Raw genomic sequence first — 16085 nt, 5'->3', positions numbered from 1 at the left:
ACGGCCCGCGGTCAGGCCGGGGACGGCGTCGGGCCCAGATACCGCAGACGCCCCTTGGCGACCCGGTACCGGAAGAAGGTGCTGTCCTTCAGTGTCCGGTCGTCGCTGTTGAAGGCGTACGTCCGTATCAGGCCCTTGTATGTGCTCTTGGTGAGGGCGTCGACGAGTTCCTCCCGGGTGGGCCGGTCCGGCCGCGCTCCGTCACCGGCCAGTTCCGCCAGCCGCCGCAGGACCAGGCGGGCGACGTCGAACCCCTCGGCGGCCCAGTGGTCCGGCTTCTTCCCGTACCGCTTGCGGTAGGCGGTGGCGAAGTCGCGTACCTGCTCCGCGGACGGACCGATGTACGGGGCGAAGGTTTCCCAGCCCTCGCCCGCCTTGCCGGCCTCCCGCAGGAAGACCTCGCTGACGCTGGGGTGGGCGATCAGCCGGGGGCCGTCGAAGTCGCGCGCGGCGAGCGCCCGCGCCACAGCTGCTCCGCGTTCGGGTGTGCCGACGTAGTAGAACGCGTCGATCTCCTGGTCGGTCATGTCCGCGATGACCCGGACCAGGTCCTTCTCCCCGGCGTCGCGGGGCACGACCCTCGGATAGGTGCCCATGCCGTTGCGGTTGAGTTCCCCGCGCACGACGACGCCCATCTCCGCGGCCGCGAGCGTCCCGGCCCGGTCCCACACCATTCCCACGCGCCTGCTGCCGAGGCTCCGGAGCAGCACGGCGTCGGCGGTGCACGCCAGCGCGTTTTCGGGAACGGCCGTGAAATGGGAGCGTGCTTCGCGGCGGCCGGCTGAGACGCTCAGGGCCGTGGAGATGCTCAGCAGCGGCAGTGCCGCCTCGTCGTAGGCGGGTATGGCCGCGTCGGCCTCATGGTCGCCCGTGGGGCCGAGGACCGCGAGGATGTCGTCGTCGCCGGTGAACGCGCGTGCGACGGTCACCGCCCGTTCCTTGCCGCCCCGGTCGTCGGATGCCTTCAGCGCGGCGGTGAACGGCTTGTCCTCACCGGCGTTGAAGTGCTCGACGGCGAGACGGGCGCCGCGCTCCTGGGCCACGCCGACCGCCTTCCGGGGGCCGCTCAGATCGGCCTGGATGCCGATCACCCATTCGCGTGCCGCCTTCTTCTTCGCGGGCGTGCTGCCGCTGCCGTCATCGCGCAGCAGCGCCCACAGTCCGGCACCGCCGCCGCCCGCCAGCAGCAGTGCGCCGCCGCCCGCCCAGGCCAGCACGCCCCGGCGGGCGGGCAGGGCCGGGGGCGGAGCCGCGGCGTCGGCTTGCGTCTCGTCGATGTCCGGCAGGGCGAGGGCCTCGGCCGAACGTGCGGCGATCAGCCGGACCACGGGCTCGGGCAGCCAGTCGGCCGAGTCCTGCGGGACGTCCTCGACCAGCGCCTCGTCCAGCTCGGCGGCGCTCGGCCGGTCGTCCGGGTCCTTGGCCAGGCAGCGCAGCAGCAGTTCGCGCAGCGCGGCGCCGCCGTCCGCGCCGGTGCCGATCCCGCTGAGGTCCGGCTCGTCGTGGACGGTCCGGTACAGCACCGCCCCGGCCTCCCCCGTGCCGAACGGCAGCCGCCCGCTCGCCGCGTACGCCAGCACGCACGCGAGCGAGAAGACATCGCCCGCCCCGGTCACCCGTTCCGCCCGCGCCTGTTCGGGGGAGAGGAAGCCCGGTGTGCCCACCACCACGTCGGCGGAGGTGAGCGTCGTCTCGTGCGAGGACTGCGACCTGGCGATGCCGAAGTCGATCAGCCGCGGCCCGTCGAGTGCGAGCAGGACGTTGCCCGGTTTGACGTCGCGGTGCACGAGCCCGGCATCGTGCACCGCGGCCAGCGCCCGCGCCAGCACCTTGCCCAGGACCCGGACCTCGCGCATCGGCAGCGGCCCGCACGCGCCGAGCGCCTCGGACAGCGACGGGCCCGCGACGAACGCCGTCGCCAGCCACGGTGCCCGCGCCTGCACGTCGGCGGCCAGGACCGGCACCGTCCACGGGCTGACGACCCGCCGCGCTGCGGCGACCTCGCGCCGGAAGCGGGCCCGGAAGTCCGCCTCGTCCGCGTGCTCCGGCTGGATCACCTTGACGGCGGCCAGTTCGCCGTCCTCCCCGCGCCCCAGGTAGACGACGCCCATGCCGCCCGCGCCCAGCCGTCCGAGCAGCCGGTACGTGCCGACGCGTGACGCGTCGGAGGGTCTCAGCGCTTCCCTCACTTGCCCTCCTCCTCGGACGGTTCGGACGGTTGGCCCGACTCGGCCGGTCCCACGCGGTCCTGCACCTTCAGCAGGGTCTGGCTCAGCGGTTTGGCGAGGAACGCGGTGCTCTCGTCACCGCGCCCCTTCGCCGACCTGACCGCCACCGACATCAGCACCGATCCCGTCCTGACCTGCGTCCACCAGTACGGGTAGGGGCCGCCGAGAGTCTCGCTGACGTACTCGCCGGACTCGCTCAGCGTGTCCTCGGCGTACAGGTTCTGCGCCTCACCGAAGTGCGAGGCGTTTGAGACCAGACCGGTGAGCCGTTCGCCGCCGCGCAACTGCTGGTCGGGGCAGCGCATGGCCTCCTCCAGCATCCCGGCGTTCGCCCAGTCGGCGTCCTCGGCGGTGCGGTAGACGGTGACGGTCGCCGTCAGGCGGATGGGGCCCTTGCCGTCGGCAGCGGGGACCTCGTAATAGCGGGTCCGCGTGGCCAGGATGTCGTCCGGTACCTGCCCCTGCTGCCAGTTGCAGTCCTCGTCCAGGACGGCCCAGTCCTCGGGTGCCCCTTCGTACGGCGAGCTGCGCACCACCTCCGGACCGAACAGTTCGGGCCCCGCCATCACCGCGGCGATCAGGTCTCGTGCCTGCCCGGCCTTCTTCGGCAGCTTCGCCGGATCGGCCTGCACGCTCGCCAGCGTGGGCGCTTCCGGATCGGCGGCCCGGCGGCTCCCGCTCGGGCTGGGGCTCGGTGACGCCTGCTCCTTGTTGCCCTTGCCGCCCTTCTCCGACGTGTCCTCGGTGTCACCCTCACTCGTGCATCCGGCGAGGAGCACGCCGCACACCGATGCGGCGGCCACCCACCCACGTAACGCTCTTCTGTCCGCCATGAGCCCCCCAGCCCCAGCATCCGCCGCCGCGCGGATGCGCCCTGGCAGCGGTCGATCGTGGAACCACGCTTCGGTACGCCGCCCGCCGAGCCGTCAGCCGGGGGCGGGACGCGACACCACGATATGGGGGGACGTGTATCGAGCGGAATCGGTTGATGACTTCTTGTCACAGTGTCATGACAGGCGGTTCCGGGGCCGCGCCGTCAGGGCCGGTGGGACAGCACCCCGCCCGGTTGCCCGTACTGCATAGAGTCATGCAGAGTCAGGGGGCTGTGAAAGTGCAGGATGAGTGCGAGGCGGGCAGGTGGGTGCGGTGGGCAGCGCGAGTGCGCGGTTGCTGAAGCTCTTCGAGGGGCATCGGCTGACGCCGACGCAGCGGCGCATCGCGCACTGCATGGTGCGGCGGGCGGCGGACGCCCCGTTCCTGTCCAGCGTGGAGCTGGCAGAGCTGGCCGGGGTCAGCCAGCCGTCGGTCACCCGCTTCGCGGTGGCACTCGGCTTCGACGGCTACCCGGCGCTGCGCAGACATCTGCGCGACGTGCCGGAGACGCCCGCGCCGCAGGGGGAGGGCGCGGTCAACGCCTACCAGCAGGCCGTACGGGCCGAGATCGACAACCTGCGGCAGCTGTCCGCGCTGCTGGCCGACCCCGCCCCCATGGAGCGCGCCGGGCGGCTGCTGGCCGAATCCCCGGCGCTGCCCGTGCTGGGGCTGCGCGCCGCCTCCGCGCAGGCGCACGGCTTCGCCTACTTCGCCGCCAAGGTGCACCCGGACGTACGGCTGCTGACCGAGGGCGGCTCGATGCTGGCGGAGCGCATCGACGCCGCCGCACGGGCCGGGGCGACGGCGCTGCTCTGCTTCGCGCTGCCGAGGTACCCGCGCGAGGTACTGGACGCGCTGGAGCATGCGCGCGGTGCCGGGCTGCGGGTCGTCACGGTCGCGGACAGCGCGTTCGCGCCGGTCGCGCACCCCGCCGACCTGCTGCTGCCCGCAGCGGTGGGCACCGGACTCGCATTCGACACGGCGTGCGCGCCGATGCTGCTGGCCCGGGTGCTGCTGGAGGCCATGTGCGACGGGCTGCCGGAGGCGCAGTCGCGGCTTGAGGAGTTCGACGCGCGGGCGGCGGAGCGCGGGCTGTTCGTCGAGTGAGGACGACGGGCGGGGCGGGGGCGGGGCTGCCAGGCCCAGCCCCTACCCCGCCCTACCCCGCCCCGCGCGCCGCTGTCACGGCCCGCACGGGTCGCGGCCCAGGAAGGCCACCAGCCGGTCACTCGGATCGGCCCCGGACCCCACCGGCACCGGCGGGGCGAACAGCGGATGCCGCGCCTCTGGTTCGGGCACCAGCTGGTGGGCCGTACGCAGCAGGTCCGTGGCGAGTGCGGCTGGTATCGGCCGGGGGAGCCCGGCGGCGCGGGCGATGTCCCAGCCGTGCACGGCGATCTCCAGCGCGCCCGTACGGGCCAGCAGCGTCGTGGTCAGCGGCCAGTCGTCGACCATGACGCACCGCTTGTCCGCCGTCGGCAGGGCGGACCAGGCGCCGAGCAGCCGGGTGGCCCGGCTGCGGAACACCTCGGCCGGGTCCTCGGCCGGGTCCTCGGCCGGGTCCTCGCCCGGGTCCTCGCCCGGGTCCTCGGGGGGACCACCCGGGCGGGGCAGCTCCTCTCTCCTTTCCGGGGCCCGACCGCAGGGACCCGACGCCGGTACGAGTTCCACCCGTCCGGAGTCGAGCCCCTCGTACAGCGCGGCCAGGGAGTCGTTCGCATGCCACAGCAGCATGCCCAGGCTCCAGTCCCGGCAGGGTGTCGGCCGGGAGAGCAGTGCCCCCGTGACCGGACGCAGGCCGCACAGCGCGTACCCGATGGCACGCTCCAGCAGCGCCGTGCTCTCGCTCTCCTCCACCGCGCTCATCCCGCCCCGGCCGGGGCGGGTGGGTATCCACGGGCCGGCATGACCGATGCCCCCTACGCGCCGCTGCTGCCGGACTGAATCTGGAAGAGCTGCACGTAGTTGCCGTCCGGATCCTCGACCGTGGCCAGGAAGACCTCGCCGTCCATGTCCGTGACGGGACGGATCCAGCGCACGCCCAGCGATTCGTCCAGCCGCTGCTCGGCCGCGCGGATGTCGTCGACCTCGAAGTTGACGATGATCCGGCCCGGTTCGGCGGCCTTCTCCCCGACGTCGTCACGCTCCTCGAAGATCAGATAGCTGCCGCCCAGCTCCAGCGTGAACATCTGCTCGTCGCGCTGGGCGTCGGGCGCGAACGCCCCGCGGTACCACTCCCAGAGCCTCGCCGGATCGGTGCTGCCCAGCAGGATGCCGCCCACGTGCGGGTTCTTCGCGGTTTCCGTGCTCGCTGACATGGCCACTCCTTCGGCGTACTGATGTCGTCTCACCGGTACAGACGGTGAGGGCGCCGGAAACTCATCGGTCGCCGGGTCGCCGGGTCGCCGGGGCCAAGTCCCTGACGGGCGCGGGGAGCGGCGGGACGCCGGGGACGCAGGAGATGCTCGACTTCTGCGAGGAGCAGGGCATCGTGCCGGACCCCTTCTCAGGGATTTCTCATCCCGCGGCACTAGCCTACGCATTCGAAGGCCGCCGGATGCAGCAGAGGAGTGGGAGCAGTGGGGCGCGGATCGTCGTATGCGCTGGCGAGGGTGGCGGTATATCTGCGGGCAGCCGCGGGTGCCTGGTGGTGGACGGGGGTGGCTGCCGGAGCGATCGGCATGGTGGTGCCCGGCTGGAGCGGGCGGCGGATCGGGGTGATGGCGGGGATCGTGCTCTTCCTGCTCGTCGCGGTGGTGACCTACGCCGTGCGGCGCCGGCGCTATGCGGGGCTGCTGGGCGCGCTCACCACGGCCGGTAAGTGGGTGGTGCTGCGGGACCGGAAGGTGACCCTGCGCGAGTGGCGGCAGGTGCACCGCTGGTGGCTGGCGCTGGGCTTCGTGCTGGCCGTCGCCTCGTCCGTCGTGCTGCCCGGGGCCGGTGGCGCGGTGCTGGCCGGGGTCGGCGCCGGGCTGTGGGCGAAGTCGGTGTGGCTGGGGCGCTGGGAGCTGCGCAACGAGCAGCTGCTGTGGGTACGTCCCGAGTGGGCGGACGGGCGCAGTCCGGTGCGCAAGCAGGTGCGGGGGTGGATGACGACTGGTCCGCTGGCCGGGGACGCGGTGGCGGGGGGCGCGCGGCGCCGGGCGGGCGGGGCCCCGGGTACGGCCCGCGCCGGCGCGAAGGCGGGCGCGGGGAGCGGCTGACCGGCAGCGGCCGGAGCGGGGCCGGAGCGGGGCCGTCAGGCGTCGTGCAGACTGCGGATTCGGCACCGCAGCCCCGGAGCTCCGATGAGCTTCTTGTCCGCCGTCACCAAGTCCGCCCCGAGCGACTCGGCGAGCGCCACGTAGGAGGCGTCGTAGGGCCATATGTTGTGCCGCAACTCCCAGATGCGTGGCAGGAGCGGCACGTGCGCGTAACGGCGCAGGTTCATCCGGCCCAGCAGGTCGAGAGCCCGCAGCGCTTCGTCCCCGGGTAGCTTGCCACCCCGCGTGAGCCCGCGGAGTGTTGAGGCGCATTCGAGATCGACGCCGTACGGAGCGACGAGCCGCTCACCGACCGTCACGCTACGCGCCCGTTCAGCGAGGGCGTCCGATCCGACAAGGAACTCGACGAGCGCCGAGGTGTCCAGAACGATCACGTGCGTGCCTCGCGTGCCTCGGCCATGGCCTCGGCCACGTCATCGCTCGTGACATGGCCCCGCGCCGCGATCCCACGGGCCTCAGCGGCGGCCTCCCCGGCGGTCAGAGTGGCCGCCTCGCTGTCCAGCAGTTGCCGGACGTAGGCCTGCAGCGACTGCCCCGCCTGCGCTGCGCGGACCCGGAGCGTGGTCAGGGTGTCATCGGGGACTTCTCGTACATGAATGGTTGCCATGCAAGCAGTGTAATCGCATGGCAAGCATTTCTGTAACTACGTCCCAGGGGTGCGGCTCAGACGAGCGTGTCGCGGTGGGCGGCGCCGGATTCCGTGACGATGTCGTCGAGGGTCTGCGGGTCGCGCACCGGGTGGAAGCGGATCGGGTCATCGGTGCCCTCGGCCTCGGTGTAGCCGTAGACGCCGGGCCGCGGGAGCGAGTTGTAGCCGAACGGGTTCGAGAAGTAGTACGCCCCCGTGTCCAGCAGCGCCGCGTGGTCCCCCGCCGCGAGGAGGGGGAGCTTCCGGTCGCGGGCCACCAGGTCTCCCGCGAAGCAGCACGGGCCCGCGATGTCCTGGGCCACCGGCGCGGTGGTCTTGGGGCGGCCCCCGGAGTCGTACGCGTGCACCCGCAGCGGCCAGGACTCGGGGGCGAAGACCGTGCGCACGGCGATCTGCGCGCCCGCGTGGGTCACCGCGATGGGGCGTCCGCCCGCCGTCTTCGCGTACTCGACGCGTGCCAGCACCGTGCCCGCCTTGGCCAGCAGTGAGCGGCCGAACTCGGTGACCAGCCCGTAGCGGCCGTCGAACAGGCCCGGGACGGTGCGGGCGAGCAGCCGGGCGTAGTCCGCGAAGGCGGGCGTGGTCTCGTCGGAGGCGAAGTTCACCGGGAGGCCGCCGCCGATGTCCAGGGTGGTGACCTGCTGACGGCCGACGGCCGCGTTGATCTCCTCGGCCAGCTCGTATGTTGCCCGTACGCCCGCGGCCATCAGGTCGAGCGCCATCCCCTGGGAGCCGACATGGCAGTGCAGCCGGGTCAGCCACGGGCGGTCCCGGTACGCCTGGACGACCCATGCGCGGGCGCCCTCGTCCCCGAGCGCGACGCCGAACTTCGAGGTGGCGGTCGCGGTGCTCATCGCGTCGATGGTGCCGCCGCCGAGCTGCGGGTTGACGCGCAGGCCCACCCGGATGCCGGCGGCGGGCGTCACGGGTGCCCCGGGTCCGGGCGTTCCGGGTGTCCCGGCCGCTCCGTCCGCCCCGCCGGTCCCGGCCAGCAGCGTGTCCAGGCGGCTGAGCTCCTGCGGGTTGTCCGCGTTCAGCGCGACGCCGAGCGCGAGCGCCTCGCTCAGCTCGGCCGTCGTCTTGGCGGGGCTGTCCAGGACGGTGTGGGCGGCGGGCACTCCGGCCGCGCGGGCCAGCGCCAGTTCGCCGGGGCTGGCCACCTCCGCGCCGATGCCGCACTCGGACAGCAGCCGCAGCACCGGCACCAGCGACGCCGCCTTGACGGCGAAGCTGTGCAGTACCTCCTGCCCGTCTGCCGTCACTTCGTCGAAGGCCGTACGGAGAGCCGCGGCGGACTCCCGTACGGCTGCCACGTCCAGCAGCCCGACCAGCGGCTGCTGGTCGTCGGCGAGCAGGCCCTGGGCGACGGCGGCGCGTATGGCCCGGTCACGGCGGTGGGTGGAGGGGGAGTGTGCATGGTCCATGCAGTTACTCAAGCATGGTGCGCCGATGATTCCCAACGCGGTTGTTGACTGAAACTATTCACTCCGTAGGCTGGGTGAATAGAAGCTGTATGCAGCGGAGGCGCGGGGACACCCTCGGCCGTAAGCGGCGGAGAACAGCGGGAACACCAGGGAGGCAGGGCCATGTCAGGACCACGACCAGTACGGGCACCGCGCGGCACGCAGCTCAACACCCGGGGGTGGCAGCAGGAAGCCGCCCTGCGGATGCTTCAGAACAACCTCGACCCCGAAGTCGCCGAACACCCCGACCAGCTCGTCGTCTACGGCGGCACCGGCAAAGCCGCCCGCGACTGGCGCTCCTTCGACGCCATGGTGCGCACCCTGGAGACCCTCGGCGACGACGAGACCATGCTCGTCCAGTCCGGCCGGCCCGTCGGCGTCCTGCAGACCCACGAATGGGCACCGCGGGTGCTGCTGGCCAACTCCAACCTGGTGGGCGACTGGGCGAACTGGGAGGAGTTCCGGCGCCTCGACGCCCTCGGCCTCACCATGTACGGGCAGATGACAGCCGGATCCTGGATCTACATCGGCACCCAGGGCATCCTCCAGGGCACCTACGAGACCTTCGCCGCCGTCGCCGCCAAGCTCGCTTCCCAAGGGCACAGCGGCGGCACCCTGGCCGGGACGATCACGCTGACCGCCGGACTCGGCGGCATGGGCGGTGCCCAGCCGCTGGCCGTCACCATGAACGACGGCGTCGCGATCTGTATCGAGTGCGACCCCTCGCGCATCCAGCGCCGCATCGAGCACGGCTATCTGGACGTCGCAGCCGACTCCGTCGACCACGCGCTCACCCTGGCCACCGAGGCACGGGACGCGCGCAGGCCCCTGTCGATCGGCGTCCTCGGCAACGCCGCCGACCTGCTGCCCCGGCTGCTCGCCATGGACGCGCCGATGGACATCGTCACCGACCAGACCTCGGCGCACGACCCGCTGGCCTACCTGCCGCTCGGCGTCGAACTCGACGAGATGGCGTCGTACGCCGCCGAGAAGCCCGCCGACTTCACCCGCCGCGCGCAGGAGTCGATGGCCCTGCACGTCGAAGCGATGGTCGGCTTCCTGGACCGGGGCGCCGAAGTCTTCGACTACGGCAACTCACTGCGCGGTGAGGCCCGTACGGCCGGATACGCGCGCGCCTTCGACTACCCCGGCTTCGTACCCGCCTACATCCGCCCGCTCTTCTGCGAAGGGAAGGGCCCCTTCCGCTGGGCGGCGCTCTCCGGTGACCCGAAGGACATCGCCGCCACCGACCGCGCGCTGCTCGAACTCTTCCCCGAGAACGAACAGCTGGCCCGCTGGCTGCGGATGGCGGGCGAACGCGTCCGCTTCCAAGGGCTCCCGGCCCGGATCTGCTGGCTCGGCTACGGCGAACGCGACCGGGCGGGCGAACGCTTCAACGACATGGTCGCCAGCGGCGAACTCGCGGCACCGCTCGCGCTGGGCCGCGACCACCTCGACTGCGGCTCGGTCGCCTCCCCCTACCGCGAGACCGAATCGATGCTCGACGGCTCCGACGCGATCGCCGACTGGCCACTGCTGAACGCCATGGTCAACGTGTCATCCGGCGCGTCCTGGGTCTCCATCCACCACGGCGGCGGCGTCGGCATGGGCCGCTCCCTCCACGCGGGCCAGGTCACCGTCGCCGACGGCACGGCGCTCGCGGGCGAGAAACTGCGCCGGGTCCTCACGAACGACCCGGGCACGGGGGTGATCCGGCACGTCGACGCGGGGTACGAGCGGGCGGAACAGGTCGCGGAGGACCGGGGCGTGCGGGTGCCGATGCGCGAAGGCGACACGCCGTGACGGGCCCGGAGGGCTCTCCCCGTACCCGCCCCTCCCCGAACCCGGGGGCCCCGGCCCCCGTCCCCCCGTCCGCGGGGGCGGCGCGCGCCGCCCCTGCGGGTGCTGCCGCCGGGTCACTCGGCGCCGCCTCGGCTGCCGACGGTGCGGCGGCCCGCCGGGGGAGGCGCTCCGGTGCGGGGGATGCGCCCCTCCCCGAGGGCTCGCCGGAGGGGGCCGCTGCTGACGCCGGGACGGCGCGCCGCGACGCGTCCGCCACGTCGGACGACGCTCGCCCTGCGGGTGCCGGAGCCGCAGGCCGAAGAGAGCCGGGAACGGGCGGGGAGGGGGAGTACCAACCGCCGTCGTTTCAGGAGATGTGGCGGCAGCTCGCGCCGCTCGGGCGCGATCCGAGCAGTGGCGGCTACCGCCGCTATGCCTGGAGCGGCGCGGACGCCGAGTGCCGGGCGTGGTTCGCCGCGCAGGCCGCGGCCCGTGGGCTCGTCTGCGAGCTGGACCGTAACGGCAACCAGTGGGCCTGGCTGGGTGATCCGGCAGCCGGGGAAGCCGTCGTCACCGGCTCGCACCTCGACTCCGTACCGGACGGCGGCGCCTTCGACGGGCCGCTCGGTGTCGTCTCCGCCTTCGCCGCCCTGGACGAACTGCGCGCGCGTGGCGCCCGGTTCGACAAGCCGTTCGCCGTCGTCAACTTCGGTGACGAGGAGGGCGCCCGCTTCGGCCTCGCCTGCGTCGGATCGCGGCTCGCCGCCGGACAGCTGACCGTCGAGCGGGCCCGCGAACTGCGGGACGCGGACGGGGTCTCGCTGCCCCGCGCCATGGAGCGGGCCGGTTACGACCCGGACGCGATCGGGCCCGACCCCCAACGCCTCTCCCGTATCGGCGCGTTCGTGGAGCTGCATGTCGAGCAGGGCCGTGCCCTGGCCGAGACGCCGCACCCGGTCGGTGTCGCGTCCGCCATCTGGCCGCACGGACGCTGGCGGTTCGACTTCCACGGGGAGGCCAACCACGCGGGCACCACCCGTATCGAGGACCGCCGCGACCCGATGCTCACCTACGCCAACACCGTCCTCGCGGCCCGGAAGAAGGCCCGGGTCGCGGGCGCGCTGGCCACCTTCGGGAAGGTCGCCGTCGAGCCGAACGGCGTCAACGCCATCCCGTCCCTCGTACGGGGCTGGCTCGACTCGCGTGCCGCCGATGAGGAGACGCTGGCGGCGGTCGTCGCCGAGGTGGAGAAGGCCGCCGCCGAGCGGGGGCGGCGCGACGGTGTGGAGGTGCGGGTCACCCGGGAGTCCTTCACGCCGACGGTGGAATTCGCGCACGCGCTGCGCGACCGTGTCGCGGGCCTGCTCGGTGCGGGTCCGCCCGGCATGGGTCCGCCCGGTGCTGCGGGCGCGCCCGGCGCCGTGCCGGTGCTGCCGACCGGCGCGGGACACGACGCGGGAATCCTGTCAGCCTCGGTCCCCACCGCCATGCTGTACGTACGGAACCCGACCGGCGTCTCGCACTCACCCGCGGAGTTCGCCGAGGAGGACGACTGCGTGGCCGGAGTGGCCGCGCTCGCCGACGTACTGGAGGGACTGGCGTGCCGGTGACGGAGACGGAGACGGGGCGGGGGACGGCGGCGGTCACCTACTGGGCGGAGTACGGCTGGCTCAACGGCGTCGTCGAGCCGGGGGTCGCGCTGGAGGTGGCCGACGGCGTGCTCGCCGCCGTACGCACCGGGGTCGAGACCCCCGGGCGAGGCGACGTGCCGCTGCGCGGGCTCACCGTGCCCGGGATGGCGAACGTCCATTCGCACTGCTTCCACCGCGCGCTGCGCGGCACCGTGCAGGTGGGCTCGGGGACCTTCTGGACCTGGCGCGAGGTGATGTACCAGTTCGCCGCGCACCTCAACCCCGACACGTACTTCGCACTCGCCCGCGCCGTGTACGCCGAGATGGCGCTCGCGGGCATCACCGCCGTCGGCGAGTTCCACTACCTGCACCACGGGCGCGACGGCGCGCGCTACGACGACCCCAACGCCATGGGCCACGCACTGATCGCCGCCGCCGCCGAGGCAGGAATCCGCATCACCCTGCTGGACACCTGCTACCTCGCCGCCGGCTTCGGGAAGGACCCCGGCAAGCAGCAGCGCCGCTTCTCCGACGGCACGGCCGAGGCATGGGCGGAGCGTGCGGCGGACCTGCGCGAGGACGCCAACACGCGGATCGGCGCCGCGATCCACTCCGTACGGGCGGTGCCCGCCGCCGGGCTGGGCACCGTCGCCGAGTGGGCGGCGGAGCGCGGGGCGCCGCTCCACGTCCACCTGTCCGAACAGACGGCCGAGAACGACGCCTGCCGCAAAGCCACCGGCCACACCCCCACCCAGCTGCTGGCCGAACACGGCGTGACCGGGCGCCGTACGACGGCCGTGCACGCAACCCACCTCACCAACGCGGACATCGCGCTGCTCGGCGGCTCCGGCACGGGCGTCTGCATGTGCCCCACCACCGAACGCGACCTGGCCGACGGCATCGGCCCGGCCGTCGCCCTGCAACGTGCGGGCACCACGCTGTCGCTCGGCAGCGACAGCCACGCCGTCATCGACCCGTTCGAGGAGGCCCGCGCCATGGAGCTGGACGAAAGGCTGCGCAGCCGCACGCGCGGCCACTGGACGGCGGGCCAGCTGCTGCGCGCGGCGACGGAGCACGGGCACGCGGCGCTGGGCCGTCCCGGGACGGGGCGACTGGAGCGGGGCGCCCCGGCCGACTTCACGACGGTCGCACTCGACTCGGTCCGCACGGCTGGGCCGGAGCCCCGGCTGGCGACGGAGGCCGTGATATTCGCGGCGACCAGCGCGGACGTACGGCACACGGTGGTCGGCGGCCGGCGCGTGGTCCGCGACGGCTCGCACTCCACGATCCCCGACGTACCGGCCGCCCTGACCGCGGCCATCGCCGCGGTCCGGGTGTGACCCCCCGGCCCACCCGGCGGCGGCGCGCCTGCCGCCCGCCGCACCCGCGCGCACGGAGGTGGCTCCCTGCCGCGCCGTGGTGCCCGGCGTGCCTTGCGGCTGTCAGCGGGGCGCTCGCACCCGCGCACCGGGGCCCCACGCCGGCGAGGCGCCGCCTGTCCTCCCGCGCCCCGCGTCGTCAAGCCCTGCATGTCTCCGGCACCAGCCGCGACGCGCTCCCGCGCACCGGTCCGTGCCGGAGGCGCGGCCGAGGGCTGGGCGAGCCTGTGGCGGTCAGCTGCGTCGTCGGGACGTGCGCGTGCGTGGGTGGTCACCCGTGCGGAGCGTCCGTGTGGGCGCGGGCCGTGCGTGTCTGCGGCACCATCCGCGACGCGCTGCCGCGCACCGCGCCGTGCCGGACGCGTCGCCGGGCCCCGCGCGCCCACCCGTGCCGAGGCGCGCAGCCCCATCCCGCCGCACCAGCCACCCCCCGCCGGCGCAGCCGGACGTCACCTCAGGAGATTCGATGACCGCCACCGCCGTGACCCGTATCGGCAGCCTCGTCACCAATGACCCCGGTCTCGGCAGTGGCCCGCTCGGCCTCGTCGAGGACGCCACGCTCGTCTTCGAGGATGAGCGGGTGGTGTGGGCCGGGCCTGCCGCCGGGGCGCCCGACGCGGACACCTCGTACGACGCGGGTGGCCGCGCCGTCGTCCCCGGCTTCGTGGACTCCCATTCGCATCTGGTCTTCGCGGGCGACCGCACCGAGGAGTTCAATGCCCGGATGTCGGGCCGCCCGTACAGCGCGGGCGGCATCCGTACGACCGTGGAGGCGACCCGGGCCGCATCCGACGAGGAACTGTCCGCCAACCTCCGCCGGTACGTGGCCGAGATGCGCGCACAGGGCACCACCACGCTGGAGACCAAGTCGGGCTACGGCCTGACCCCGGATCAGGAGGCCCGCGCCCTGCGTGTCGCCGCCGAGCACGCGGATGAGGTCACATATCTGGGTGCCCATATCGTCGCCCCGGAGTACGTGGACGACCCGGCTGGCTATGTCGCGCAGGTCACCGGGCCGATGCTGGACGCCTGCGCCCCGTATGCCCGCTGGATCGACGTCTTCTGCGAGGAGGGCGCCTTCGACGGCGACCAGGCGCGCGCGATCCTGACGGCCGGGCAGGCGCGCGGCCTGAAGCCCCGCGTGCACGCCAACCAGTTGTCGTTCGGGCCCGGGGTGCGCCTCGCCGTCGAGCTGGGTGCCGCGTCCGCCGACCACTGCACGCATCTGACCGGCTCCGACGTGGACGCGCTGGCCGAGGGTGAGACCGTCGCGACGCTGCTGCCGGGCTGCGAGTTCTCCACCCGGGCTGTTTATCCGGACGCGCGCCGTCTGCTGGACGCGGGTGTCACCGTGGCGCTGTCCACGGACTGCAATCCGGGCTCTTCGTTCACCTCGTCGATGCCGTTCTGCGTGGCGGTCGCCGTGCGCGAGATGGGCATGACGCCCGACGAGGCGGTGTGGTCGGCGACGGCGGGCGGCGCGCGGGCGCTGCGGCGCGAGGACGTGGGGCGTCTCGCGCCGGGGGCGTACGCGGATCTGGCGCTGCTCGACGCGCCGTCACACGTGCATCTCGCCTACCGGCCGGGGGTGCCGCTGGTGCGTGCCGTCTGGCGGCGCGGTGAGCTGATCGGCTGAGGTCACCCGGCAGGCGCTGCGGGGTGCCCAGCCGTTCAGCTCACCGCGCAGCTGCTCAGCGGTGCGGTGTGCGGCGGCAGTGTGCGGCGGCAGTGTGCGGCGGTGCTACGCACGGTGGGTGGGCCGAGGTGTCACTCCTCGACCATCAGGCCCTTGCGGAGCTTGTCGAGCGTGCGGGAGAGCAGCCGCGACACGTGCATCTGGGAGATGCCCAGCTCCTCGCCGATCTCCGACTGCGTCATGTTCGCGACGAAGCGCAGGGAGAGTATCCGCCGGTCGCGCGGCGGAAGTTCGGCGATGAGCGGCTTGAGGGACTCCACATACTCGATGCCCTCCAGCCCGTGGTCCTCGTAGCCGATGCGGTCGGCCAGCGCGCCTTCGGCGTCGTCCTCTTCCGGCTGGGCGTCCAGTGAGCTCGCGGTGTACGCGTTGCTCGCGGCCATGCCCTCGACCACTTCCTCGGCGGAGAGGCCGAGGCGCCCGGCCAGTTCCTCCACCGTCGGCGCGCGGTCCAGCCGCTGGGCCAGCTCGTCGCCCGCCTTCGCCAGGTCGAGGCGGAGTTCCTGGAGCCGGCGCGGTACCCGTACCGACCAGGAGGTGTCGCGGAAGAAGCGCTTGATCTCACCGACGATGGTGGGCATGGCGAAGGTCGGGAACTCGACACCGCGTCCGAGCTCGAACCGGTCGATCGCCTTGATCAGCCCTATCGTGCCGACCTGGACGATGTCCTCCATCGGCTCGCTGCGCGAACGGAACCGGGCGGCGGCGAACTTCACCAGCGCGAGGTTGAGTTCGACCAGCGTGTTGCGTACGTAGGCGTACTCGTGGGTGCCCTCGTGGAGGGTTTCGAGGCGCTGGAACAGAGTCTTGGACAGCGCACGCGCGTCCACCGGACCGACCTCGTCATAGGGCGGGATCTCCGGGAGGTGGAGCTCTTCGACGAGCGCTTCAGCGGCGTACTCGGGGGAGTACTGGGCGCTGTGCTCGGCGCTGGGCGCGGCGGCGTCCGGGCTCGGGGCCGTGGCCTCGAGGGCCGGGGCGGTGGCCGGGTCGGCAGAGTCCGATATCCCGTGGTCGAGCCGGGGTGACATGGTGTCCTCCATCATTCTCGGCATATGGCTGCCGGAGCCGTGACGTGCGGAGTGCGGCGCCTCCAAAGCCGACGCGTTCGGATGTCTCTA

The 16085-nt window shown here is 73.3% G+C and carries 14 protein-coding genes; 6 read left to right on the top strand and 8 right to left on the bottom strand.

All coding sequences use genetic code 11. The features are described 5' to 3' along the window. Positions 1 to 11 precede the first annotated feature (11 nt). Positions 12 to 2189 carry a bifunctional serine/threonine-protein kinase/ABC transporter substrate-binding protein gene (locus LHJ74_RS27865; RefSeq protein WP_260221045.1) on the bottom strand — a complete coding sequence of 726 codons (2178 nt, stop codon included), beginning with the start codon at positions 2187 to 2189 and terminating at the stop codon, positions 12 to 14. Beyond that, positions 2186 to 3031, bottom strand: a complete 846-nt coding sequence (locus LHJ74_RS27860) for a hypothetical protein (protein WP_260221044.1) — start codon at positions 3029 to 3031, stop codon at positions 2186 to 2188. The genes LHJ74_RS27865 and LHJ74_RS27860 overlap by 4 nt, the downstream gene beginning before the upstream one ends. A 343-nt stretch (positions 3032 to 3374) precedes the next feature. On the opposite strand from LHJ74_RS27860, the gene LHJ74_RS27855 reads away from it, so the two are divergent. Beyond that, positions 3375 to 4208: a MurR/RpiR family transcriptional regulator gene (locus tag LHJ74_RS27855; protein WP_260221043.1), complete on the top strand. Its 834-nt coding sequence runs from the start codon at positions 3375 to 3377 to the stop codon at positions 4206 to 4208. A gap of 75 nt (positions 4209 to 4283) precedes the next feature. On the opposite strand, the gene LHJ74_RS27850 is transcribed toward LHJ74_RS27855, so the two are convergent. Both LHJ74_RS27850 and LHJ74_RS27845 read right to left on the bottom strand, forming a co-directional pair. Then, a complete protein-coding gene (locus LHJ74_RS27850) occupies positions 4284 to 4967 on the bottom strand; it encodes a maleylpyruvate isomerase family mycothiol-dependent enzyme (protein WP_260221042.1) in 684 nt (227 codons plus the stop codon). Positions 4968 to 5020: 53 nt separating this feature from the next. After that, entirely contained in the window at positions 5021 to 5419 is a 399-nt protein-coding gene (locus LHJ74_RS27845; protein ID WP_260221041.1) for a VOC family protein, read from the bottom strand. A 261-nt stretch (positions 5420 to 5680) separates the two neighbouring features. Between LHJ74_RS27845 and LHJ74_RS27840 the strand changes: the two genes are divergently transcribed. Then, positions 5681 to 6304 carry a hypothetical protein gene (locus LHJ74_RS27840; RefSeq protein WP_260221040.1) on the top strand — a complete coding sequence of 208 codons (624 nt, stop codon included), beginning with the start codon at positions 5681 to 5683 and terminating at the stop codon, positions 6302 to 6304. Between the two features lie 35 nt (positions 6305 to 6339). Here LHJ74_RS27840 and LHJ74_RS27835 read toward each other — a convergent pair whose 3' ends face one another. Genes LHJ74_RS27835 through LHJ74_RS27825 form a run of 3 tightly spaced genes read right to left on the bottom strand, consistent with a single transcriptional unit; the run spans position 6340 to position 8437 of the window. Next, positions 6340 to 6738: a type II toxin-antitoxin system VapC family toxin gene (locus LHJ74_RS27835; RefSeq protein WP_260221039.1), complete on the bottom strand. Its 399-nt coding sequence runs from the start codon at positions 6736 to 6738 to the stop codon at positions 6340 to 6342. Continuing rightward, positions 6735 to 6971, bottom strand: coding sequence for a FitA-like ribbon-helix-helix domain-containing protein (locus tag LHJ74_RS27830; RefSeq protein WP_260221038.1), 237 nt, complete (start codon positions 6969 to 6971; stop codon positions 6735 to 6737). Before LHJ74_RS27830 ends, LHJ74_RS27835 begins: the two co-directional genes overlap by 4 nt. A 56-nt stretch (positions 6972 to 7027) precedes the next feature. Then, on the bottom strand, positions 7028 to 8437 hold the full coding sequence (locus LHJ74_RS27825; protein WP_260221037.1) for a type III PLP-dependent enzyme domain-containing protein: 1410 nt from the start codon (positions 8435 to 8437) through the stop codon (positions 7028 to 7030). Between the two features lie 162 nt (positions 8438 to 8599). Here LHJ74_RS27825 and hutU point away from each other — a divergent pair, with 162 nt between their 5' ends. The 4 genes from hutU (at position 8600) to hutI (ending at position 14904) form a co-directional block, all read left to right on the top strand. Further along, positions 8600 to 10279, top strand: a complete 1680-nt coding sequence (gene hutU / locus LHJ74_RS27820; protein ID WP_260221036.1) for a urocanate hydratase — start codon at positions 8600 to 8602, stop codon at positions 10277 to 10279. Between the two features lie 353 nt (positions 10280 to 10632). Beyond that, positions 10633 to 11868, top strand: coding sequence for an allantoate amidohydrolase (locus LHJ74_RS27815; RefSeq protein WP_260221035.1), 1236 nt, complete (start codon positions 10633 to 10635; stop codon positions 11866 to 11868). Then, complete coding sequence (locus LHJ74_RS27810) at positions 11865 to 13229, top strand: formimidoylglutamate deiminase (protein WP_260221034.1); 1365 nt, start codon at positions 11865 to 11867, stop codon at positions 13227 to 13229. Before LHJ74_RS27815 ends, LHJ74_RS27810 begins: the two co-directional genes overlap by 4 nt. 505 nt (positions 13230 to 13734) lie before the next feature. Then, the gene (gene hutI, locus LHJ74_RS27805) at positions 13735 to 14904 is read left to right on the top strand and encodes an imidazolonepropionase (RefSeq protein WP_260221033.1); all 1170 of its coding nucleotides are present in this window, start codon (positions 13735 to 13737) and stop codon (positions 14902 to 14904) included. Between the two features lie 131 nt (positions 14905 to 15035). Here the strand turns inward: hutI and LHJ74_RS27800 are convergent, their stop codons facing one another. Continuing rightward, entirely contained in the window at positions 15036 to 15995 is a 960-nt protein-coding gene (locus tag LHJ74_RS27800; RefSeq protein WP_375546854.1) for an RNA polymerase sigma factor SigF, read from the bottom strand. Positions 15996 to 16085: the final 90 nt, after the last annotated feature.

Source organism: Streptomyces gossypii, from assembly GCF_025165795.1.
Classification (GTDB): domain Bacteria; phylum Actinomycetota; class Actinomycetes; order Streptomycetales; family Streptomycetaceae; genus Streptomyces; species Streptomyces gossypii.
Note: the sequence above shows the minus strand (reverse complement) of the source record. Positions and strands in the feature narration are given on the sequence as shown.